Source organism: Allobosea sp. 10L417, assembly GCF_056395485.1.
In genome coordinates this window covers 75,410-94,093 of record NZ_JBFTJP010000014.1, presented here as the reverse complement: position 1 = coordinate 94,093, position 18,684 = coordinate 75,410, and the positions used below count along the sequence as shown (strand labels likewise).

The window sequence follows — 18,684 nt, the reverse complement described above, 5'->3', positions numbered from 1 at the left end:
GACCTTGCTTTCAATTGTTGAAAGCCGTCCTAACGGATGGTCTTGGCGCCGCTTTTTGCTAGCGTGCCGGCCGATGCGTCACAGTTCCCCCAGCGAAGCCACCCTTTCCGCCGCGCCGGCCGCTGCCGCCGAACGCGTCACGCCGATGATGGCGCAGTACGTCGAGATCAAGGCTGCCAATCCGGACTGCCTGCTCTTCTATCGCATGGGCGATTTCTACGAGCTCTTCTTCAAGGACGCCGAGATCGCCTCGCGCACCCTCGGCATCGTGCTGACCAAGCGCGGCAAGCATCAGGGCGACGACATCCCGATGTGCGGCGTCCCCGTGGAGCGCGCCGACGACTATCTCCAGCGCCTGATCGCCGCCGGCCATCGTGTCGCCGTCTGCGAGCAGACCGAGGACCCGGCCGAGGCCAAGAAGCGCGGCGCCAAATCGGTTGTGAAGCGCGATGTGGTGCGCCTCGTCACCCCCGGCACCATCACCGAGGAGCGGCTGCTCGAGCCCGGCCGCGCGAGCCTGCTTGTCGCGGTCGCGCGCCGCAAGACGGGCGAGGCGGCCTCGCTCTACGGTCTCGCGGCGATCGACATCTCGACCGGTCGCTTCACGGTGATGGAGACGCCGCAGGAACGGCTCGCCATCGAGTTCTCGCGGCTGGAGCCGCGCGAGATCGTCTGCCCCGACGCGATCCATGATGATCCCGAACTCAAGGAGTTCTGGCGCGAGATCGCGGTGCCGGTGACGCCGCTCGCCCGCGACGGACTCGATGCGGCCTCGGCCGAGCGGCGCCTGAAGGAGTTCTTCGGCGTCGCCACGCTCGACGCCTTCGGCGCCTTCAGCCGCGCCGAGATCGCGGCGGCCGGTGCAGCGCTCGCCTATGTCGAGCGCACCCAGCTCGGAGCGCGCCCACCCCTTTCCGCCCCGGTGCGCGATTCCGGTTCGGCGACAATGCTGATCGACGCCGCCACCCGCGCCAACCTCGAATTGACGCGCACCCTCGGCGGCGAGCGGCAGGGCAGCCTGCTCGCTACGATCGACCGCACGGTGACGCCGGGCGGCGCGCGCCTGCTGGCCGAGCGCCTCGCCGGCCCGTTGACCGATGCGGCGGCGATCGCGGCGCGTCACGACGCGGTTGAATTCCTGGTGGCGGACGGCGCCCTGCGCGAGGATCTGCAGCAGGCGCTGGAGAAGGTGCCGGACGTCGCGCGTGCGCTGGCGCGGCTCTCGCTCGATCGCGGCGGCCCGCGCGACCTCGCTGCGCTCGGCGCCGGGCTCGACACCGCCCGCGCGATCGCCGCCTTGCTCGTCCGGCGCGGCGAGCTACCGGCGGAGCTCTCCGGCGCGATGCAGGCGCTGGGCGAGAGCAATCCCGATCTGGCGGTTCGCCTAAACGCGACACTGGCCGACGAGTTGCCGCTCAACCGCCGCGACGGCCGCTTCGTGCGCGAGGGGCATGATCCGGCGCTCGACGAGCTGCGCCTCCTCCAGATCGATTCGCGCAAGGTCATCGCGCAACTGCAGGCCCGCTACGCGAGCGAAACCGGCTGCCGCACGCTGCGCATCAAGCACAACGCCATGCTCGGCTACTTCGTCGAAGTGCCGCAGGCGATGGGCGAAGAGTTCCTCAGGGAGCCCTGGCGCGCGACCTTTGTGCATCGCCAGACCATGTCCGATGCGATGCGCTTCTCTTCGGTCGAGCTCGGCGAGCTCGAGGCCAAGATCGCCTCCGCGGCCGACCGGGCGCTCAAGCTCGAACTCGCCATCTTCGCCGGGCTCGGCGAAGCCGTGCTGGCTCAGGCCGAGCCGATCAAGGCCGCCGCGCTGGCATTGGCCGAACTCGACGTCGCCGCTGCCCTTGCCGATCTCGCCGCTCGCGAGGGCTGGAGCCGCCCGCTGATCGATGATGGCGTCGCCTTCACCATCGAGCGCGGCCGCCATCCGGTCGTCGAAGCCGCGCTCAAGCGGGACGGAAAGCCCTTCGTCGCCAACGATACCGAATTGTCGCCGCCCGGCACCGAGGCCAAGGGCGGGCGCATCTGCCTGATCACCGGCCCGAACATGGCCGGTAAATCGACTTTCCTGCGCCAGAACGCGCTGGTCGCGGTTCTCGCTCAGATGGGCTCCTTCGTGCCGGCGGCACGCGCCCATGTCGGCATCGTCGACCGGCTATTCTCGCGCGTCGGCGCGGCCGACGATCTCGCCCGCGGCCGCTCGACCTTCATGGTCGAGATGGTCGAGACCGCCGCGATCCTGAATCAAGCCGGCCCGCGCGCGCTCGTCATCCTCGACGAGATCGGGCGGGGCACCGCGACCTTCGACGGCCTCTCCATCGCCTGGGCGGCGATCGAGCATCTGCACGAGATCAACCGCTGCCGCAGCCTGTTCGCCACGCACTACCATGAATTGACCGCGCTCGGAGACCGGCTCGACCGGGTCGCCAACGCGACCGTCCGCGTCACCGAATGGAAGGGCGAGGTCGTCTTCCTGCACGAGGTCGTGCCGGGGGCGGCCGACCGCTCCTACGGCATCCAGGTCGCCAAACTCGCCGGCCTGCCGCCGGCCGTGGTCGAGCGAGCCCGCGCCATCCTCGGCGAATTGGAGAAGACCGAGCGCGAGAAGCCGGTTGCCTCGCTGGTCGATGATCTCCCGCTCTTCGCCGCGCCGCAGCGTCGTCCCGCACCAGTCGTCGCTGAGGACGAGCCCGACGGATTGCGTGATGCCCTGGCCGGGATCGATCCGGACGAGATGACACCGCGCGAGGCGCTGGAAGCGCTCTACCGGCTGAAAGGTTTGGCCTGAGTTTCTGTTCTAGCCCAGCCGCTTGATGCTTGTGATCGCGCCGAAGCTCTTCGTCAGGATGCGGTCGCGCGCTTCCCGCAGCGGCTCGCGATGGACCGTCATCGTGTAGCCGTTGGCATGCAGCAGCGTATCCGGGTCAGTCAGGATGCCGACATGGCCCTTCCAGAAGACCAGGTCGCCGCGTCTAAGCCCGGATAGGCTCTCATCGAAGGGAACGGGGCTGCCGAGTGCGGCTTCCAGCATGTCTGAATCGCGCGGCGAGGCGATGCCGGCAGCAGTGAGCGCAAGCTGTGTCAGCCCCGAGCAGTCGAGGCCCAGGCTCGTCTTGCCACCCCAGAGATAGGGTACGCCGAGGAAACGTTCGGCGACCGCGACGAAGTCGGCTTCGAAGCGGTCGGCCGGGACGAGGTGCTTCAGGAAGACGTGCCCGCCATCGGCGAGGATGGCGAAGTCGCCCTTGGTCTCCAGCACGGCGACGCCTGCATTCAGCGAAAGCGATGCAAGCGGCGGCAGTTTGATCGAGGGGCCGGGATAGACGAAGGTCCTGAGCGCCGCGACACGATGCGTCGGCGCCGGCTGGTCGGGGCGCAGCGCGTCGTCGGGCAGGTAGCCGACATAGCCGTCCGTGGCGAGCTGGACCCAGGCCCATCCCTCTTCGCGCTCGTAGACATCAACCAGCTCGCCCGCGAGCGCCTCGGTATCGAGCGCGGCGTCAGGGCGCGGCTCACGTCGCAGCGGCGCCGAGGGAACAACGACGCGCATTGACTGCGCATCGGCGAAGCGAGCGGTCTCGACCTTCCCCGCGAGCTGGCGGGCGGCGAGATCGGGGCGGAAGGCATGGATGCGGCGGTCGAGAATCGTCATGGGTGCAATCTAGAGCATCGTGCCGAAAAGTGGATCCGGTTTTCGGCGGAAAACGATGCGGCAACAAAGGGCTGCGGTATCGGACCGGATTCCTGAAGCAGGTCTGATGCTGTAGCGGCGGCGAGGCCAGTGCTGGGAGAGCCGTCAGCTTCCGCCGATCTCCTTGGCATGTTCGGTGACGAGGTCGGCCAGTCTTTCGACCGCGAGCGCACCGGCGACAGTGCGTTGGATTACGACGTTGCGGCGGTCAGCCTCGTCGCGCTTGCGCGTCAGCAGCCCGAGCTTGCCGAGCGTATCGAGCGCGCGGGTGATGACCGGCTTGGTCACGCCGAGTTGTTTCGCCAGCCCCCGCACCGTATGCGGCGGCAGCTCGAGATAGACCGTCAGCAGGATCGCCGTCTGGCGCGCCGAGAGGTCGGCTTCGCTGTCCCGTACCAGATCGAGATGGACCTGCCGCCACAGTTTGAGCGCCTGCGAAGGCTTGATCTCGAGGGGCATGAAGGCACGGTTCCCGATCGTTACGGAGCCGTATCATTATCCCACGGTCGTGATGGCGCAATCGCCTTTGGCGATCAGCCTTAACCGGTTGGATAGAGCTGCTGCACCAGCGCATGGATCAGCCGCGCACCCTGGCATTCACCGCCCTCGGGCCGTCCCGGCTTGGGCGAGGGGTTCCAGCCGTAGATGTCGAAATGCGCGTAGGATTCCGTCTTCTCGACGAAGCGGTTGAGGAAGAGCGCTGCCGTCACCGAGCCGGCCATGCCGCCGCTGGAAACGTGATTGACGTCAGCGATCTTGGAATCGAGCAGGCCGTCATAGGGCCGCCAGAGCGGCATGCGCCAGACCGGGTCGTTTACGGCCATACCGATCCGCGCGATTTCCGCGGCGAGCCCTTCATCATGGGTGTAGAAGGGTGGCAGCTCGGGGCCGAGCGCAGTGCGCGCCGCGCCGGTCAGCGTGGCGAAATCGATCAGCAGCTCCGGCATCTCCTCGTCGGCGAGCGTCAGCGCATCGGCCAGGATCAGCCGGCCTTCGGCGTCGGTATTGCCGATCTCGACCGAGAGGCCCTTGCGGCTCGCCAGCACATCGCCGGGCCGGAAGGCATTGCCTGAAACGGCGTTCTCGACCGCGGGAACCAGCAGCCGCAGCCGCACCGGCAGTTTCGCCAGCATGATCATCCGCGCCGCTGCGATCGCGGCTGCCGCCCCGCCCATGTCCTTCTTCATCAGCAGCATCGAGGCGTCGGGCTTGAGGTTGAGCCCACCCGTGTCGAAGGCGACGCCCTTGCCGACCAGCGTGACCTTGGGATGGGCCGGATCACCCCAGACCAGATCAACGAGCCGCGGTGCCCGCGTCGAGGCACGGCCGACCGCATGGATCATCGGGAAGTTCCGGGTGATCAGGTCGTCCCCGACGATACTGGTGATCGTTGCGCCGCATTCGGCGGCGAGCCCGCGGATCGCCGCCTCGATTTCGCCCGGCCCCAGCGCATTGGCCGGCGTGTTGATGAGATCGCGCGCCAGTGCGGCCGATTCAGCGATCAGGCTGATCTCCTGGCCGTGGACGCCGTCCGGCAGAGACAGGCGCGCCCGCGGCGGCTTCGGCTTGCGGTAGCGGTCGAAGCGATAGCCCTGCAGCAGCCAGCCGAGCGTGGCGAGCCCGGGATCGTCGATCTCGCCTTCCAGCGCATAGTCGCCCGCCGGCAGCAGGGCTGCCAGCCGCGCCGGCCCGAAAGGATCGCGCTGCCGCCGCGCGGTTTCGACACCAAGGAGGACGGCCGCGAGTGTCCCTTGCGAATCCGGAAGGAGGCAATGCTGGCCGGCACCGGCCGCGAAGCCCTGGGCGAGCGCGAAATTGCGGTGGGTGGGGGAAAGCCGCGTCTGTAAGGCCGGCCAGCTCTCGGCAGAAACCACGTGAATCGGAACGGCGGTGTCGGAGGTGGGGATCAGAAGACTGTTCACGGGGCGGTCGATCGGTTCTGGGACAGCGGCGGCTGCCGGAATTAAGGATGCATTAGGGTTAACGTTTTATCACCGAACCACCAGAGGAACCCAGTCAGACGACGTTGTCGCGAGGCGATCCGGCCCATGATTCGAACGAAGCTCGCCTCCGACCTGCCGGCCTTCCGTGCTCGCCGACTTGGATTGACGATCGCGGTCTGCCTCGGGGCGCTGGCCCTGGCGGGTTGCCAGAGCCGTGGCGGCCTCGGGGATGTCACGGGGTCCATCTCCCGCAGCCCGGCGGCGCAGCCACGCACCGCGGCCGAATGGCAGGCCGAGCGCGAGAACTGGGCGAAACGCTATGAAGCCAATCCGAAGGATCGCAACGCCGCCTTCGCCTATGCCCGGGCGCTCCGGGCGCTCGATCAGAATGCGCAGGCGCTGGCTGTGCTCCAGAGCGCCGTCCTGACTTTCCAGGACGATCGCGAGCTGCTGGGCGCCTATGGCCGCTCGCTCGCCGATAACGGGCGGTTTCGGGAGGCGGACGACGTGCTCTCGCGTGCCCATTCGCCGGAGCGGCCAGATTGGCGCATTCTCTCGGCGCAGGGCACGGTCGCCGACCAGCTGGGGGATCATGAGAGGGCCCAGCAGATCTATCAGGCGGCTCTGAAGCTCGCCCCGGGCGAGCCGACGGTCATGTCCAATTACGGCCTGTCGCTCGCCTTGTCCCGACATCTGCCGGAAGCGGAGCGCGTTCTCGCCGAGGCGGCGGCCTCGCAGGGCGCCGATGCGCGCGTGCGTCAGAACCTCGTGCTCGTGCTCGGGCTTCAGGGCCGCTTTGCCGAGGCCGAAGCCATGGCCCGGCGCGACCAGAGTCCGGCGGAAGCCGCCGCGACGATCGCCTATCTCAAGCGCAGCGTCAGCCAGCAGAACAGCTGGGACCTGCTCAAGGGCGCGAAGGGCAAGCAGCAACCCGCCGCCAAGCCTCCGCTGGCCCGGGCGCCCGATGGCTCGGCCGATACGGATCGCCGTAGCTGAGGCCGAGCTGAAGAAGCTTCCCCCGGTTCCCCTCGGCCGTATCGGCAAGCGTCGTGCATTGTCCCGGCTGGCCGGAAGCGGGCATTGGCGTCCCGGCAAAGCAGGCATTCAGGCCAACTGCCGAGGCGAGACGCGCAGATGCGCCAGGCGACGCCGACGAACAGCGTTCGCAGGGGCGGGGGCGGCTTGTGGACCCGATGCCCATGTGGGAAGCTGGCTGAACGACGCCCCCACCGAACGCCCATGAACATCACGCTGAAGCAGATCAGGGCGTTCCTCGAGATTGCCAGGCTAAACAGCTTCACGCGCGCCAGCGATCGGCTGAATACGACGCAATCGTCGCTTTCCGTGCTGATCCGCGAATTGGAGGCCGAACTCGGGACGCGTCTCCTGGATCGCACCACCCGCAAGGTCGAGATTACTGAGGCCGGCCGCGAATTCGCTCCCTTCGCGGAACGGATGCTGATGGAGCTTGAGAATGGCTTCACTGCGACCCGCGAACTTGCTGCTCGCAAGAAGGGGCGGTTGAGCCTCGCTGCCTCTCCGCTGGCGGCGGCTGCGCTGCTTCCGAAGATCATCGCGAGCTTCCGTAGCCTCTATCCGGGGATCAGCGTCGCCATCGAGGAGATTTCGCCCGAATTGCTGTCGTCCCGGGTGGCCGGCGGCCTGTTCGACTGCGGCATCGGCGTTTTCGACACGATGGATGACGGTTTGACCGCCATCTCCGCCTTCAGCGAGCGCCTGATGCTGATGTGCCCCCGCAATCACCCTCTGGCGGCGGAGCAGGAGGTCGAATGGCGGCAATTGGCCGATCACGACTTCATCTCGGTCAACCCGGACAACGCGGCGCGCCGGCGCATCGATCGCTATCTCGCGCTCGCCGGAGTCGAAATTCGCCCGGCCTTCGAGGTCAGGAACATGACCACGACGCTCGGCCTCGTGGCGGCCCAGATGGGCGTGGCGACCTGGCCGTCCTGGGCGGCGACGCTGGCAAGCGCCTATGATCTGGTGCTTCGCCCGCTGGTGCGGCCCGAGGCCTTTCATACGGTCTCGATCGTGATGTCGAAGGAACGGGCGCCCTCGCCGGCGGTCGAGGCCTTCATCGATGTCGTCAGGGAGCAAGGCAAAGCCCTGATCGACCCGTCCTGAGGCGCCGCCGGCGTGCCGCAGGCCGTCAAGGCGCGTTCGCACCCGGGAACCCGACATGGAACGCCACTCCGGGAACGGGATGGGTTGAGCCGCGGGGGGCGGGATGGCGTCACGTCCGCGCGGGATGAGGCGCCCCGAGCCGGCTCCAGGCCGGCGCACGACAGGCGTGGGTCGGTAACGCAGAGCCGTATGCCCGCGATCGCCAGAGCTCCATCCCATCCGGCGATTGATCGTGGAAGCCGATGCATTGAGCTGAAATCAGTATTTCCCCTGGCGGCCGGCCGCTGAGCATAATGCCCCCAAGAATAAAGATTTTGAGCGGCCGATACCGGGCATAGACCCGTCTCAATTCGCTGTTCTGGAATGATGTCGGCTCTTCTACTGGGTCCTAAAAACAACGCCGAGGGTGAAGAAGATGAAATTTCGGGATCACGTCAGGCCTGCATCCGTAGTCCTGGCATTTGCGGCCGCCATCTCTGCTTGCTGCGGCGTCTATGCACGGGAGTATTTGCCGCTCCCCAAGGAATTTGCCGGAAGAAGCTATTCCCCCGGCGTCGTCACGCATGGCGGCAAGCAGGTCTGGCTGGCGGGCGTGACCACGCTGCAGGACGAGCAGGGCAAGTCCCTGGCCGGTGATGTCGAGGGCCAGACCCGCTTCATCTTCCGCGAGATCGAGCGCCAGCTCGCAAAAGCGGGTGGCAAGCTCGAGGATGTCGTCACGATGACGGTCTACCTCACCGATGCGCGCAACGGCGCCCAGTTCCAAGCGGTTCGCAAGGAAGTGTTCCCGAAGAATCCTCCGGCTAGCGCGCAGATCACCGTGTCGGCCCTGGCTGTTCCCGGCTTCCTGATCGAGGTCCAGTGCGTCGCGGTGGTCGGCGACGAGAAGTAGCCGCCTCACGCCGGTGGGCGAGGGCTCAGCTTGTCGTCGCCCACCGGCCTCCTCTTGGCGGCAGGCGCCTTGCCGGCCTCTGCCGGCCTGCATTCACGCCGCCCGGCAAGCCGTCGTTCCGGCCGCGACGACGGTCCTCTGATCCATCACGCATCGGCCGTTCGATAGGCGGCCGGCAGGAGACCCAAAATGGGGCATGACGCCGTCCACGAACTGATGTGCAAGGCCGAGATCAACCGGCTGATCCACACCTATCCGCGCGGGCTCGACCGGCTCGACCGGGAGCTCCTGCTCTCGATGGCGCATGAAACCGCGACCGTGGATTTCCCGCCGCTCTTCTCCGGAAGCTGGGCCGACTATGTCGCCTTCCTGATGAAGGCGCATACGAGCATGCTCTACAACCGGCACAGCATGAGCAACATCCTCGTCGCGCTGAAGGGCGAGGGGGCGGTCAGCGAGACCTCGGCGACCGCGCATCTGATCGTCAAGCGTGACGACGGCGACATCGAGGAACGCACCGTTCACACTCGCTATCTCGACCGCTGGCGCTGCGATGGCGGGCGCTGGTCGCTGGCGCACCGCCGCACCATCCGCGACTACCGCCAGGTCAGGGTCCTCACCGCCGCGGAACTCGCCGCCACGACCGAGTACGCCAATGCCGGCGCGATCGGACGGCAGGATCCGTCCTACGCCCATTTCGGCGAATAGCCGGGCGCTGCACTGCGATCTCGAGGATTTACGGAGCGCCATCATGGGCAGGAAGCTGATCAGGAACGGGCAGGTCGTCACGATGGATCGGGCCATCGGCGATTTCGCCATCGCCGACGTTCTGCTGGAGGACGATCGCATCGCCGCGGTGGCGCCGGGAATCGAGGCCGATGCCGACGAGGTGATTGATGCCAGCGGCATGATCGTGATGCCCGGCCTCGTCAACGCCCATCTCCACACCTGGCAGACGGGTCTGCGCTCGATCGGAGCGGACTGGACCGGCCCGGACTACCACCGGATCATGCATGGCAACATGGCCACCCGCTTCCGGCCCGAGGACAACTATATCGGCACACTGGCCGGCGCCCTCGAGCAGCTCAATGCCGGCGTCACCACGCTCTTCGACTGGTGCCACAACATCACCTCGTTCGAGCATGCCGAGCGTTCGGTCGACGCGCTGGAAGAAAGCGGGCTCAGGGCCGTCTTCGGCCACGGCACTGCCAAACCGCTCAAGACCGTGTCCGACATCCCATTCACCCATGAGCCCCATCCGCGCGAGCGGCTGGTAAGGCTGCGGCGTGAGCGCTTCTCCTCCGACGACCGCCGCGTCACCCTCGCGGCGGCGATCCTCGGCCCGCAATTCTCGGTCCCCGAGGTGGTCGAGCAGGATTTCAGGCTGGTGCGCGAGCTTGGCCTGTTGTCGAGCTCCCATGCCGCGCGCCGGCCGGCCGATCAGGTCTCGCCGGAAGGGTATCGGATCCCGGCCCGGCTGGGCTTGCTCGACGAGAACCACAACGTCGTCCACGGCAATTACATCGACGACGAGCAGCTCAAGTTGATCGTCGATTCCGGCGCATCCTTCACGGTGACGTCGATGATCGAATTGCATGTCCACCCTGCCGATCCGGTGACCGGACGCATCCGTGCCCTCGGCGCGCTGCCCTCACTCGGGGTCGACAGCATTCCGGCGGCGAATAGCGACATGTTCAACGAGATGCGCTTCGCTATGCTCTACCAGCGGGCGCTCGAGCATCGCGCCAACTATGCGCAGGGGCTGCCGCCTTTGACGCAATTGCCGGTGCTCTCACGCGTTGCGCTCGAATGGGCGACGATCGGCGGCGCCAGGGCGATACGGCTAGAGCATCTGATCGGGAGCCTAACGCCCGGCAAGAAGGCGGATGTGATCCTGCTCAAGGCCACGGATTTCAACCTGTTTCCGGTGCACGACCCGGTCGGGACGGTCGTGCAGCAGGGCTGCGCGCATAATGTCGATACCGTCATCGTCGACGGGCAGGTCCTCAAGCGTGGCGGCGTGCTCGGGTATGATGCGGCTCTTCTGCGCCGCAAGGCCGGGGAGCTGGAAGCCTCCGCCGCCCGGATCATCCGGGAATCCGGCTATGTGCCGATGGCCGCATAACAAGAGCAAAAGCTCGATTTCATCACGGGAGAGATTGAGATGTCGGTGCGTACGCAATCGCAACGGTCGTCGGTTCGCGTCGTCGTCGCAGCCGCGCTGGGAAACGCCCTGGAGTGGTTCGATTTCATCATCTACGGCTATCTGGCCGTGATCCTGTCGCGGCTGTTCTTTCCCGCCGATGATCCGAATGTCGCCCTGATGCTGACGCTCGCGACCTTCGCCGTCGGCTTCGTGATGCGGCCGGTCGGCGCTCTTGTGATGGGCTACTACGCCGATCGGAAAGGCCGCCGCCGCGCCCTGACGATCACCATCTGGATCATGGCGCTGGCCACCGCCATGATCGGCTTCGCGCCGACCTATGCCACCGTCGGTCTGCTCGCCCCGGTGATCGTGCTGACGGCCCGCCTCATGCAGGGCTTCGCCGCCTCCGGCGAATATGGCAGCGCGGTCTCGCTCCTGGCGGAATCGGCGCCGCCGAACCGCAAGGCCACTTTCGTCGCCTGGCAGATGGCGAGCACGCTGCTCGCCGTCGTCTTCGCCGGCCTTGTCGGCTTCCTGCTGTTCAACACGCTGACGCCTCAGCAGATGGGCGATTGGGGCTGGCGGCTGCCCTTCATCTTCGGGCTGCTGATCGCCCCGGTCGGCTATTACATCCGGCGCCATGTCGATGAGACGCTCGACGTTGCGAGTGTTGCCAGGACGTCCTGGTCGGACGACATCCGCCAGATCTGGACGAAGCAGCGCCGCGCCTTCCTGGCGTCCTTCGCCCTGCTCGCCTTCGGCGGCGGCAATTTCTACATCATGTTCATCTACATGCCGACCTTCGCGGTCCGCGAGCTCAATCTCGGCCTGAATGCGCCCTTCATCAGCACGCTGGTGGCGGGTCTCCTCTCGGCCGCGGGCGCGATCTTCTGGGCCGGCCGCGTCGATCGCGGCGCCTCGCCGCGGCTGCTCTACGGTATCGCCACGGTCGCGATCCTGCTGATCGTCTACCCGCTTTATGCCTGGATCATCCAGGCGCCGACGCTCTGGGGACTTGTGGCCCTGCAGGTGGCGCTGGCGATTCCCGGCAGCGTGATCGTCGGGCTGGGAATCGTCATGAACGCCGCGCTGTTCGAACCGCGCATCCGCGCCTCGATCCTGGGCTTCAACTTCAACGTCTCGAACAGCATCTTCGGCGGCGCCGCGCCGCTGATGGTGAGCTACGCCGTCGCCACCACCGGCGACAAGGCGGCAGCGGCCTATTACGTCATCCTCGTCGGGCTGATCGGGCTCATCGGCGTCTGCTGCCTGCCCGGCAAGGCCCACACCCCGCGGCAGCATGAGGGGCTGGGCGAGCCCAACGGCGCTCCTGCCTGACCATGAGCAGGCGCCGGTTTCGACCGGCAACGACAACAATACCAAAAGGGGAATTTCGAAATGACCACCTCTGACGAAACCATGTCCCGCCGTGCCATGCTGCTGGGAACCGTCGCAGCATTCGCGGCGACGGCGACAGCGGGCGCCGGACTCGCGCAGGCGCAGCCGGAAGGCCGCTTCCGGATCGATACCCATCACCACATCTTCCCGCCGAAATACCTCGATGAGGTGCGCGAGCGGATCATCGCCCAGGCTCAGGGATTGCCGACCGAGACCATGATCGGCTGGACGCCTCAGCGCTCGCTCGACGAGATGGAGCGCAGCCGGGTCGACCAGGCGATCGTCTCCGTGGCGGCGCCGGGCATCTTCTTCGGGGATGTCGAGCAGGGCCGGCGGCTCGCCAGGGTCTGCGTCGACTACGGGGCGGAGATGATGCAGAAATATCCGGGCCGCTTCGGCATGTTCGCGCCGATCCCGCTGCCGGATATCGAAGGCAGCCTGAAAGCCATCGCATATGCGCTCGACGTGCTGAAGCTCGACGGCATCGGCATCCTGACGAGCTATGGCACGCGCTGGCCGGGAGACCCTGCCTTCGCGCCGGTCTTCGACGAGTTGAACCGGCGCAAGGCGACGGTATTCGTCCATCCGCTGGCGCCGGATTGCTGCAGCAATCTGCAGGAAGGCGTATCCTCGGCGCTGATCGAGTTCCCCACGGACACGACGCGCTGCATCACCAGCCTCCTGTTCAGCGGGACGCTGACCCGGTGCCCGGACATCAACTTCATCTTCGCCCAAGGCGGGGGAACGCTGCCCTTCCTGGCCGGGCGCCTGAACGCGGCGATGTTCTTCACGCCGGGACTGCCGGAGAAATTGCCGAAGGGCATGCTCTATGAACTGAAGCGGCTCAACTACGACGTCGTGTCGATGGCGAACCCGATTTCGGTCGCAGCGCTTCTCCAGCTGGTGCCTAGCCAGCAGCTCTTCTTCGGCAGCGACTTTCCCTATCTCTCCGGCAAGGTCGTCGCCGATGGCCTCCAGAAGATCAGCTTGCTGTCCCCTGCCGACCTCACGCAGATCGAGCGCGAGAATGCGCTTCGGCTACTCAAAAGGGCATGATGATCGCGATCCGGCACCGGCAGTCCCTCTGGCGGGAATATATCCACGCGGAGCGGTCATCCGCCCCATCAGTCGGTGCCGGAGCCGTTTCATAAGGTCAGGCCCTCGCAAGACGTCGACAGGCCGCGAAGTCGGTGTGGCGTGGCGTGGCAATTCGCGATACTGTGCCGGATACTTGCCATGAGGAGATTTGGGCTTTTTCTCAGGCAAAGCGGAGAAGTTATGGTTCGATAACGCCGTCAATGCAGGCGTCCTTTACATGCGCCACGCGATCGAGACCGCACCGAAAGACGGGCATTGCGTCGTCATCGAGGACGATGCAAGTGCTGATTGCGACGTCGGCGGCAGGTCGCCGGAAGCGGGCGATTGGGCCGACGGGAAGGACGATGGCCCTATCAGGCTCACGCGGACGCATAGGCATCCGGTCGCCCGCGGAGTTCATTTCCAGCCACACGGCGCAGGATCGGTTGACGCTGATCCTGCCGTAAAGCGGATGTGGCGAGGCTTCTTTACGCCCGTCGTCACTGTCATCGCTGCGGCGACGCTGCTGCTGTGCTGTGTAAAGCAAGTCGCTGCCGAGCCGCCTGCGGGCGATGGCGTGGTCGCTCAGGATGCGGGCTTGCCGAGCAGGGACTCGAAGACCGCCGTCCCTGAAGTCCTCCGAACCGTCGACAGGCAGCCCGGCCCGCCCGCGTCGGAGACGCCGACTATGCGGGAGCAACGAGCTGCGGCGGCGCCCGGGCCGGATGAGCCGCAACCAACGGGCCGGAACCCGCCGGAAGGTCTGGCGCGAGAGGCGGCCCTGGCGCAGGAGCTGGATCGAGCTCGGCGTACCATCGAGCGCTTGGAAGCGCAGTTGCAAGCGGGGCCGGCGGCCGAGCAGGTGCTGAAGCAGGAGCGCGAGCGGGCCGCGATCCTGGCGGACCACGCGGCGGCTGCGCGGCAGGAGTTGCTCGCAAGCACCGCGCAGCACCTCCGGGCCCTCGACGAGGAGCGCGCCCACAGCGCCGCATTGGCGAGCGAGCTGGCGATGGCGCGGCGTGAGATCGAGGCGCAGACGGCGCAATCGCACCAAGCCGACCCCGATACGGCGCCGCTCAAGCAAGCGGACACCGCCAACGCCGCGCAATCACTCGAACAGCAACGCCAGCAAATGGCTGCTGCCCTCGCGGATGCGGCGGCTGCGCGGCAGGAACTGACGGCTAACACGGCGCAGCTCCGTCAGGCGCTCGACGAAGAGCGAGCCCGGAATGGCGCCATGGCGAGCGAGTTGGCAACGGCGCAGCAGGTGAACCAAAAGCTGGCCGTGCAGTTCCGGCTGATCGGCGAACAGACGGAACTCCGCAGGCGAGCCTATGAGAAAGACGTGGCGGCGCTTCAACAGGCACTCAGCCAGGAGCGCGACAAGGCGGCAGCCGGGGCCGCCGATCTCGATGCCGCGCGAAGCGCGGCTGCCGCGCGCATTCAGCCGGAAGCGACGACAGGCAGTCCCGTTGCCCGGCAGGTCGCATCTGCCACCGGCACGGCCATCGCGTCGCCCGCTGCCCCGGACGTGCCGGGCGGCAGCGAGGCGGTGAGGATGATTGCGCGCGCTGCCGCGCTGCTCGGCCAAGGCGACATCGGTGCAGCGCGGATCGTGCTTGAGCGTGCCGCGGAGATGGGCAGTCCGCGCGCGGTCTTCATGCTGGCCGAGACATACGACCCCAACGTTCTCTCGACCTGGAAAACGTTTGGAACGCAGGGCGAGGTGGCGAGGGCGCGCGAGCTCTACGCGAAGGCGCATGCGGGCGGCATTCGGGAGGCGAAGGAGAGGTTCGAGACTTTGAGCCGATGATGCGCCTGCCAGGCCGTGCGGCTTCGGTTCATCGTCCGATTAGTGCGCTCGCGAGGGAGTTCGAGGATGACGAGGTTTGCCAGACGAAGCCTGCTCCTGCTGACTGCCTTGATAGCGCTTATGCCGGGGCTTCAGCCGGCTGATTTGTTCGCGCAGACAGCCAAGGTCGAGGCCCAGGCCACTCCCTCGTCGCGTCGCATCCCGGCGCAGGCGACGGAACAGGAGAAGATGAACGCCTGGACCGTCGGTCTTGCCGGCGGTTTGATTGAAGGAGCGCCCCTTCGTCTCGCGGCGGAGATGGCGCGCGTCGTCGATGACGGGCCGAATTTGCTTGTCCTGCCGATCGTTACGCGGGGCGCCACCGAGAACCTGAACTCGTTGCTCTACCTGCGCGGCGTCGATACGGCCATCATCAATTCCGACGCTCTGGACGAATACAAGGCGCAGCTGCCCCAGATCCGGCGTCGGATTACCTATGTCCTCAACCTCTTCCCGTCGGAGCTGCATATCTTCGTTCGGCCAGAGATCCAGAGCCTGGAGGATCTCGCCGGCAAGAAGGTGAACTTCAACACGCAGGGCACCGCTGCCGCCTATTCGGGGCCGCTGATCTTCAGCCGGCTCGGCATCAACGTCGACAAGACGTTCATCCCTCATCAGGTGGCGCTCGAGCAGATGCGCAAAGGTGAGATGGCCGGGGTCGTTTTCATCACCTCGAAGCCGGTCGACGCATTCGTGCGCGGGCGCTTCGAGCCCGGCTTCAAGTTCCTTCCGGTCAAATACGACAGCAAGTTCGAGGATTACTATCTTCCGGCCGTGCTGGAGGCGGGCGAGTATCCGGGGCTGATCAAGCCGGGAGAGCGCGTGCAGACGATTGCGGTGCCGACCGCGCTCGTCGCGTTCAACTGGGCGGCGCAAACGAACCGCTATCAGCGCGTAGCCCGTTTTGTGGATGTGCTGTTCTCCCGCATCGACAGGCTTCAGGGTCCCGGCTTCGACGCGAAATGGAAGTCAATCAACCTGGCCGCGACCGTCCCGGGCCTCGACCGCTTTCCGGCCGCCCAGGAGTGGTTGGACCGCCAAACGCGAGCACCGCGGGCTCTGCGATGAAGGCGGCCATGCTGTCCATCGTCTTCGAGATCGCTTGCGGAGCCGCGCTGGCGCAGGATGTGGTCGATCCGGTGATGCATCTTCGCGCTTGCGCCGTGCTGGAGCCCGCTGCGCGGCTGGAGTGCCTCGACAAGCTGTCGCGTAGCATCGCGCCGACCGATCGCCCGGCGCCTGGCGAAGACAACTGGATCGTCAGCGAGACCACCTCGCCGATCGACTATGCTCCCATCGTCACCGCGACGACGCTTGCGAGCGGCGGATCAGAAGGCGCGTTGACGCGGCTGTCCATCTATTGCCGTGGCGGCCGAACCGAATTGGCGGTTTCAGGGCCGGCCGTGGCCGGTGGCAGCGCCGACGGTATCATCATCTACCGCATCAACGGCGCTCAGCCACTGCAGGTCGCAGCCGGGGCGTCGTCATTCGGTTCCGGCACCGCATTCAGGGCCGATGTCGTGCATCTGTTGTATTCCTTGCCCGACGAAGGCGGCCTCAATATCCGCCTCGTGGCCCGAGCCGGCACCTATGAGGGGCAGTTTGCGCTGGCCGGGCTGAAGGTCGTGCGAGCCAAGGTCGCCGCAGCGTGCAAGTGGCCGAACGTCGTTGCCAGGCCAAACAGTCGATAATCCTCGAACCGACAAGGGAGAAGCAGTGATGACTGGCTATGTGAAAATCGCGCGGGCTGCACTGGCCGGCGTCGCTGCGCTCCTGATCGCCATGCCGCCGTCAGTGGCGCAGGAAAGGAAGCAGGCCACTGCGCAGGCATCAAAGCGAAACGCGTCGGAAACAAAAACGCACCGCCTTATCCTGCAGGTCAACTCCAACGAGCCTGCAACGATGAATCTGGCGCTCAACAACGCGACGAACGTTGCGCAATACTACAAGGATCTTGGAGAGCCGGTGGAAATAGAGATTGTCACTTTCGGCCCAGGCTTGCACATGCTTCGCGATGACACCTCCCCGGTCAAGGCACGGATCAAGGCGATCGCGGCGAGCACCCCGGCAATTTCCTTCAAGGCCTGCGGCAATACGCAGGAGAATATGGCCAAGGCTGAGAACAAGGAAATTGCTCTCGTGCCCGAGGCGTCGCTGGTGAAATCTGGCGTGGTGCGCGTGATGGAGTTGCAGGAGCGAGGCTGGACCTATGTCAGGCCGTGACATCCGTCATTGAAATCGATCGTAGATTTGCGTTGTTTCGTGTCGCGATGCGGTCGATCCGATGGATGAGATCTGCGAATTTCCAAGCGAGTCGGTGGCGAAGCCGATATCGAGGATGATCCGGCCAGCGTTTCCGAATGGAGGGAAGCGGAAGATTCGACAGCCATGCTCTGGAGCGAACGCCGAACGCTCGGTCGAAAGGTTGGCGAAAGGTTGGCGGGCTACTGGCCGATAACCCGGCGACAAGCCTCCTCATAAAGTGGGGCGAACCGGGTAGGAAACCAGACAAGGAGCCTCGCCATGCGCATGCGCGCTGCCATTCGTTCTATCGCCATCGTTTCGCTCTTCGCCGCCACCTCGGCTTTCGCCGCCGACAAGGTCACCATCATGGTCGGCGGCTACGAGAAGCAGATCTACCTGCCCGCGAAGCTTGCCGAGAGCCTGGGCTACTTCAAGGATGAAGGTCTCGATGTCGAGCTTCTCAATGAAGCCGCCGGTGTCGATGCCGAGAATGAGATGCTCGCCGGCGTGGTCCAGGGGGTCGTCGGCTTCTACGATCATTGCGTCGACCTGCAGGCCAAGGGCAAATTCGTTCAGTCGGTGGTCCAGTTCAGCCAGGCCCCGGGCGAGGTCGAGCTGGTTTCATCGAAATACCCCGACGTCAAGTCGATGGCCGATCTCAAGGGCAAGACCCTCGGCGTCACCGGCCTCGGCTCCTCGACCAATTTCCTGACCCAATATCTGATGGTTAAGTCCGGCGTGCAGCTCAGCGACTTCACCTCGTTGCCGGTCGGCGCGGGCGCCACCTTCATCGCCGCCATGCAGCAGGACAAGATCCAGGCCGGCATGACCACCGAGCCCACGATCTCGCGCCTGCTGAAGACCGGCGAGGCGCGCATTCTCGTGGACATGCGCACGATCGAGCAAACCAAGGCCGCGCTCGGCGGCACCTATCCTGCCGCTTCGCTCTACATGCCGACCGCCTGGGTGGAGAAAAACAAGCCGATCGTCCAGAAGCTGGCGAACGCCTTCGTCAAGACGCTGAAATACATCAACACCCACAGCGCCGCGGATATCGCCGACAAGATGCCGAAGGACTATTATGTCGGTGACAAGGACGGCTATGTGAAGGCGCTCGCCGACGGCAAGGCGATGTTCACCGCCGACGGCGTGATGCCGCAGGGCGGCCCCGAGACCGTTCTCGCCGTGCTTTCCGGCTTCTCGAAGAACATCAAGGGCAAGCAGATCGACCTGTCGAAGACCTATACGACCGAGTTCGTGAAGGCTGCGAAGTAAGCTTCGGCGCGG

The 18,684-nt window shown here is 65.9% G+C and carries 16 protein-coding genes; 13 read left to right on the top strand and 3 right to left on the bottom strand.

Translation table 11 applies throughout. The annotated features are described in order from the left end of the window. Positions 1-73: 73 nt before the first annotated feature. The gene (gene mutS, locus AC1DE3_RS25475) at positions 74-2,797 is read left to right on the top strand and encodes a DNA mismatch repair protein MutS (protein ID WP_476780854.1); all 2,724 of its coding nucleotides are present in this window, start codon (positions 74-76) and stop codon (positions 2,795-2,797) included. A gap of 9 nt (positions 2,798-2,806) precedes the next feature. Here the strand turns inward: mutS and AC1DE3_RS25470 are convergent, their stop codons facing one another. The 3 genes from AC1DE3_RS25470 to AC1DE3_RS25460 all read right to left on the bottom strand — a co-directional run bounded on the left by AC1DE3_RS25470 (position 2,807) and on the right by AC1DE3_RS25460 (position 5,622). Continuing rightward, positions 2,807-3,661: a C40 family peptidase gene (locus tag AC1DE3_RS25470; RefSeq protein ID WP_476780853.1), complete on the bottom strand. Its 855-nt coding sequence runs from the start codon at positions 3,659-3,661 to the stop codon at positions 2,807-2,809. Positions 3,662-3,805: 144 nt separating this feature from the next. Continuing rightward, positions 3,806-4,159: a MarR family winged helix-turn-helix transcriptional regulator gene (locus AC1DE3_RS25465; protein ID WP_265051248.1), complete on the bottom strand. Its 354-nt coding sequence runs from the start codon at positions 4,157-4,159 to the stop codon at positions 3,806-3,808. Between the two features lie 80 nt (positions 4,160-4,239). Further along, positions 4,240-5,622 (bottom strand): leucyl aminopeptidase family protein, encoded by a 1,383-nt coding sequence (locus AC1DE3_RS25460; RefSeq protein WP_476780852.1) that lies wholly within the window; start codon positions 5,620-5,622, stop codon positions 4,240-4,242. A 126-nt stretch (positions 5,623-5,748) separates the two neighbouring features. Between AC1DE3_RS25460 and AC1DE3_RS25455 the strand changes: the two genes are divergently transcribed. The 12 genes from AC1DE3_RS25455 to AC1DE3_RS25400 all read left to right on the top strand — a co-directional run bounded on the left by AC1DE3_RS25455 (position 5,749) and on the right by AC1DE3_RS25400 (position 18,672). Then, the gene (locus AC1DE3_RS25455) at positions 5,749-6,639 is read left to right on the top strand and encodes a tetratricopeptide repeat protein (protein ID WP_476780851.1); all 891 of its coding nucleotides are present in this window, start codon (positions 5,749-5,751) and stop codon (positions 6,637-6,639) included. Between the two features lie 243 nt (positions 6,640-6,882). Next, entirely contained in the window at positions 6,883-7,788 is a 906-nt protein-coding gene (locus AC1DE3_RS25450) for a LysR family transcriptional regulator (RefSeq protein ID WP_476780850.1), read from the top strand. 508 nt (positions 7,789-8,296) lie between these two features. After that, entirely contained in the window at positions 8,297-8,680 is a 384-nt protein-coding gene (locus AC1DE3_RS25445; protein WP_441509806.1) for a RidA family protein, read from the top strand. Positions 8,681-8,869: 189 nt separating this feature from the next. Continuing rightward, positions 8,870-9,388: a nuclear transport factor 2 family protein gene (locus AC1DE3_RS25440; RefSeq protein WP_476780849.1), complete on the top strand. Its 519-nt coding sequence runs from the start codon at positions 8,870-8,872 to the stop codon at positions 9,386-9,388. Positions 9,389-9,431: 43 nt separating this feature from the next. Beyond that, entirely contained in the window at positions 9,432-10,805 is a 1,374-nt protein-coding gene (locus AC1DE3_RS25435) for an amidohydrolase family protein (protein WP_476780848.1), read from the top strand. A 39-nt stretch (positions 10,806-10,844) separates the two neighbouring features. Beyond that, positions 10,845-12,164, top strand: a complete 1,320-nt coding sequence (locus tag AC1DE3_RS25430) for an MFS transporter (RefSeq protein ID WP_476852861.1) — start codon at positions 10,845-10,847, stop codon at positions 12,162-12,164. A 60-nt stretch (positions 12,165-12,224) separates the two neighbouring features. Further along, positions 12,225-13,280: an amidohydrolase family protein gene (locus AC1DE3_RS25425; protein ID WP_476780847.1), complete on the top strand. Its 1,056-nt coding sequence runs from the start codon at positions 12,225-12,227 to the stop codon at positions 13,278-13,280. A 190-nt stretch (positions 13,281-13,470) separates the two neighbouring features. Then, positions 13,471-15,114, top strand: a complete 1,644-nt coding sequence (locus tag AC1DE3_RS25420; RefSeq protein WP_476780846.1) for a hypothetical protein — start codon at positions 13,471-13,473, stop codon at positions 15,112-15,114. Positions 15,115-15,180: 66 nt separating this feature from the next. After that, positions 15,181-16,221 (top strand): TAXI family TRAP transporter solute-binding subunit, encoded by a 1,041-nt coding sequence (locus AC1DE3_RS25415; RefSeq protein ID WP_476780845.1) that lies wholly within the window; start codon positions 15,181-15,183, stop codon positions 16,219-16,221. 8 nt (positions 16,222-16,229) lie between these two features. Beyond that, a complete protein-coding gene (locus AC1DE3_RS25410; RefSeq protein WP_476780844.1) occupies positions 16,230-16,844 on the top strand; it encodes a hypothetical protein in 615 nt (204 codons plus the stop codon). A 28-nt stretch (positions 16,845-16,872) separates the two neighbouring features. After that, positions 16,873-17,376 carry a DsrE family protein gene (locus tag AC1DE3_RS25405; protein ID WP_476780843.1) on the top strand — a complete coding sequence of 168 codons (504 nt, stop codon included), beginning with the start codon at positions 16,873-16,875 and terminating at the stop codon, positions 17,374-17,376. A 300-nt stretch (positions 17,377-17,676) separates the two neighbouring features. Then, complete coding sequence (locus AC1DE3_RS25400; protein ID WP_441509797.1) at positions 17,677-18,672, top strand: ABC transporter substrate-binding protein; 996 nt, start codon at positions 17,677-17,679, stop codon at positions 18,670-18,672. The last annotated feature ends 12 nt before the right edge of the window (positions 18,673-18,684 follow it).

Bases quoted from the DNA above. Each gene is read 5' to 3' on its own strand.
- mutS (WP_476780854.1), top strand. From the start codon at position 74: ATGCGTCACAGTTCCCCCAGCGAAGCCACCCTTTCCGCCGCGCCGGCC.
- AC1DE3_RS25470 (WP_476780853.1), bottom strand. From the start codon at position 3,661: ATGACGATTCTCGACCGCCGCATCCATGCCTTCCGCCCCGATCTCGCC.
- AC1DE3_RS25465 (WP_265051248.1), bottom strand. From the start codon at position 4,159: ATGCCCCTCGAGATCAAGCCTTCGCAGGCGCTCAAACTGTGGCGGCAG.
- AC1DE3_RS25455 (WP_476780851.1), top strand. From the start codon at position 5,749: ATGATTCGAACGAAGCTCGCCTCCGACCTGCCGGCCTTCCGTGCTCGC.
- AC1DE3_RS25450 (WP_476780850.1), top strand. From the start codon at position 6,883: ATGAACATCACGCTGAAGCAGATCAGGGCGTTCCTCGAGATTGCCAGG.
- AC1DE3_RS25440 (WP_476780849.1), top strand. From the start codon at position 8,870: ATGGGGCATGACGCCGTCCACGAACTGATGTGCAAGGCCGAGATCAAC.
- AC1DE3_RS25435 (WP_476780848.1), top strand. From the start codon at position 9,432: ATGGGCAGGAAGCTGATCAGGAACGGGCAGGTCGTCACGATGGATCGG.
- AC1DE3_RS25430 (WP_476852861.1), top strand. From the start codon at position 10,845: ATGTCGGTGCGTACGCAATCGCAACGGTCGTCGGTTCGCGTCGTCGTC.
- AC1DE3_RS25425 (WP_476780847.1), top strand. From the start codon at position 12,225: ATGACCACCTCTGACGAAACCATGTCCCGCCGTGCCATGCTGCTGGGA.
- AC1DE3_RS25415 (WP_476780845.1), top strand. From the start codon at position 15,181: ATGACGAGGTTTGCCAGACGAAGCCTGCTCCTGCTGACTGCCTTGATA.
- AC1DE3_RS25410 (WP_476780844.1), top strand. From the start codon at position 16,230: ATGCTGTCCATCGTCTTCGAGATCGCTTGCGGAGCCGCGCTGGCGCAG.
- AC1DE3_RS25405 (WP_476780843.1), top strand. From the start codon at position 16,873: ATGACTGGCTATGTGAAAATCGCGCGGGCTGCACTGGCCGGCGTCGCT.
- AC1DE3_RS25400 (WP_441509797.1), top strand. From the start codon at position 17,677: ATGCGCATGCGCGCTGCCATTCGTTCTATCGCCATCGTTTCGCTCTTC.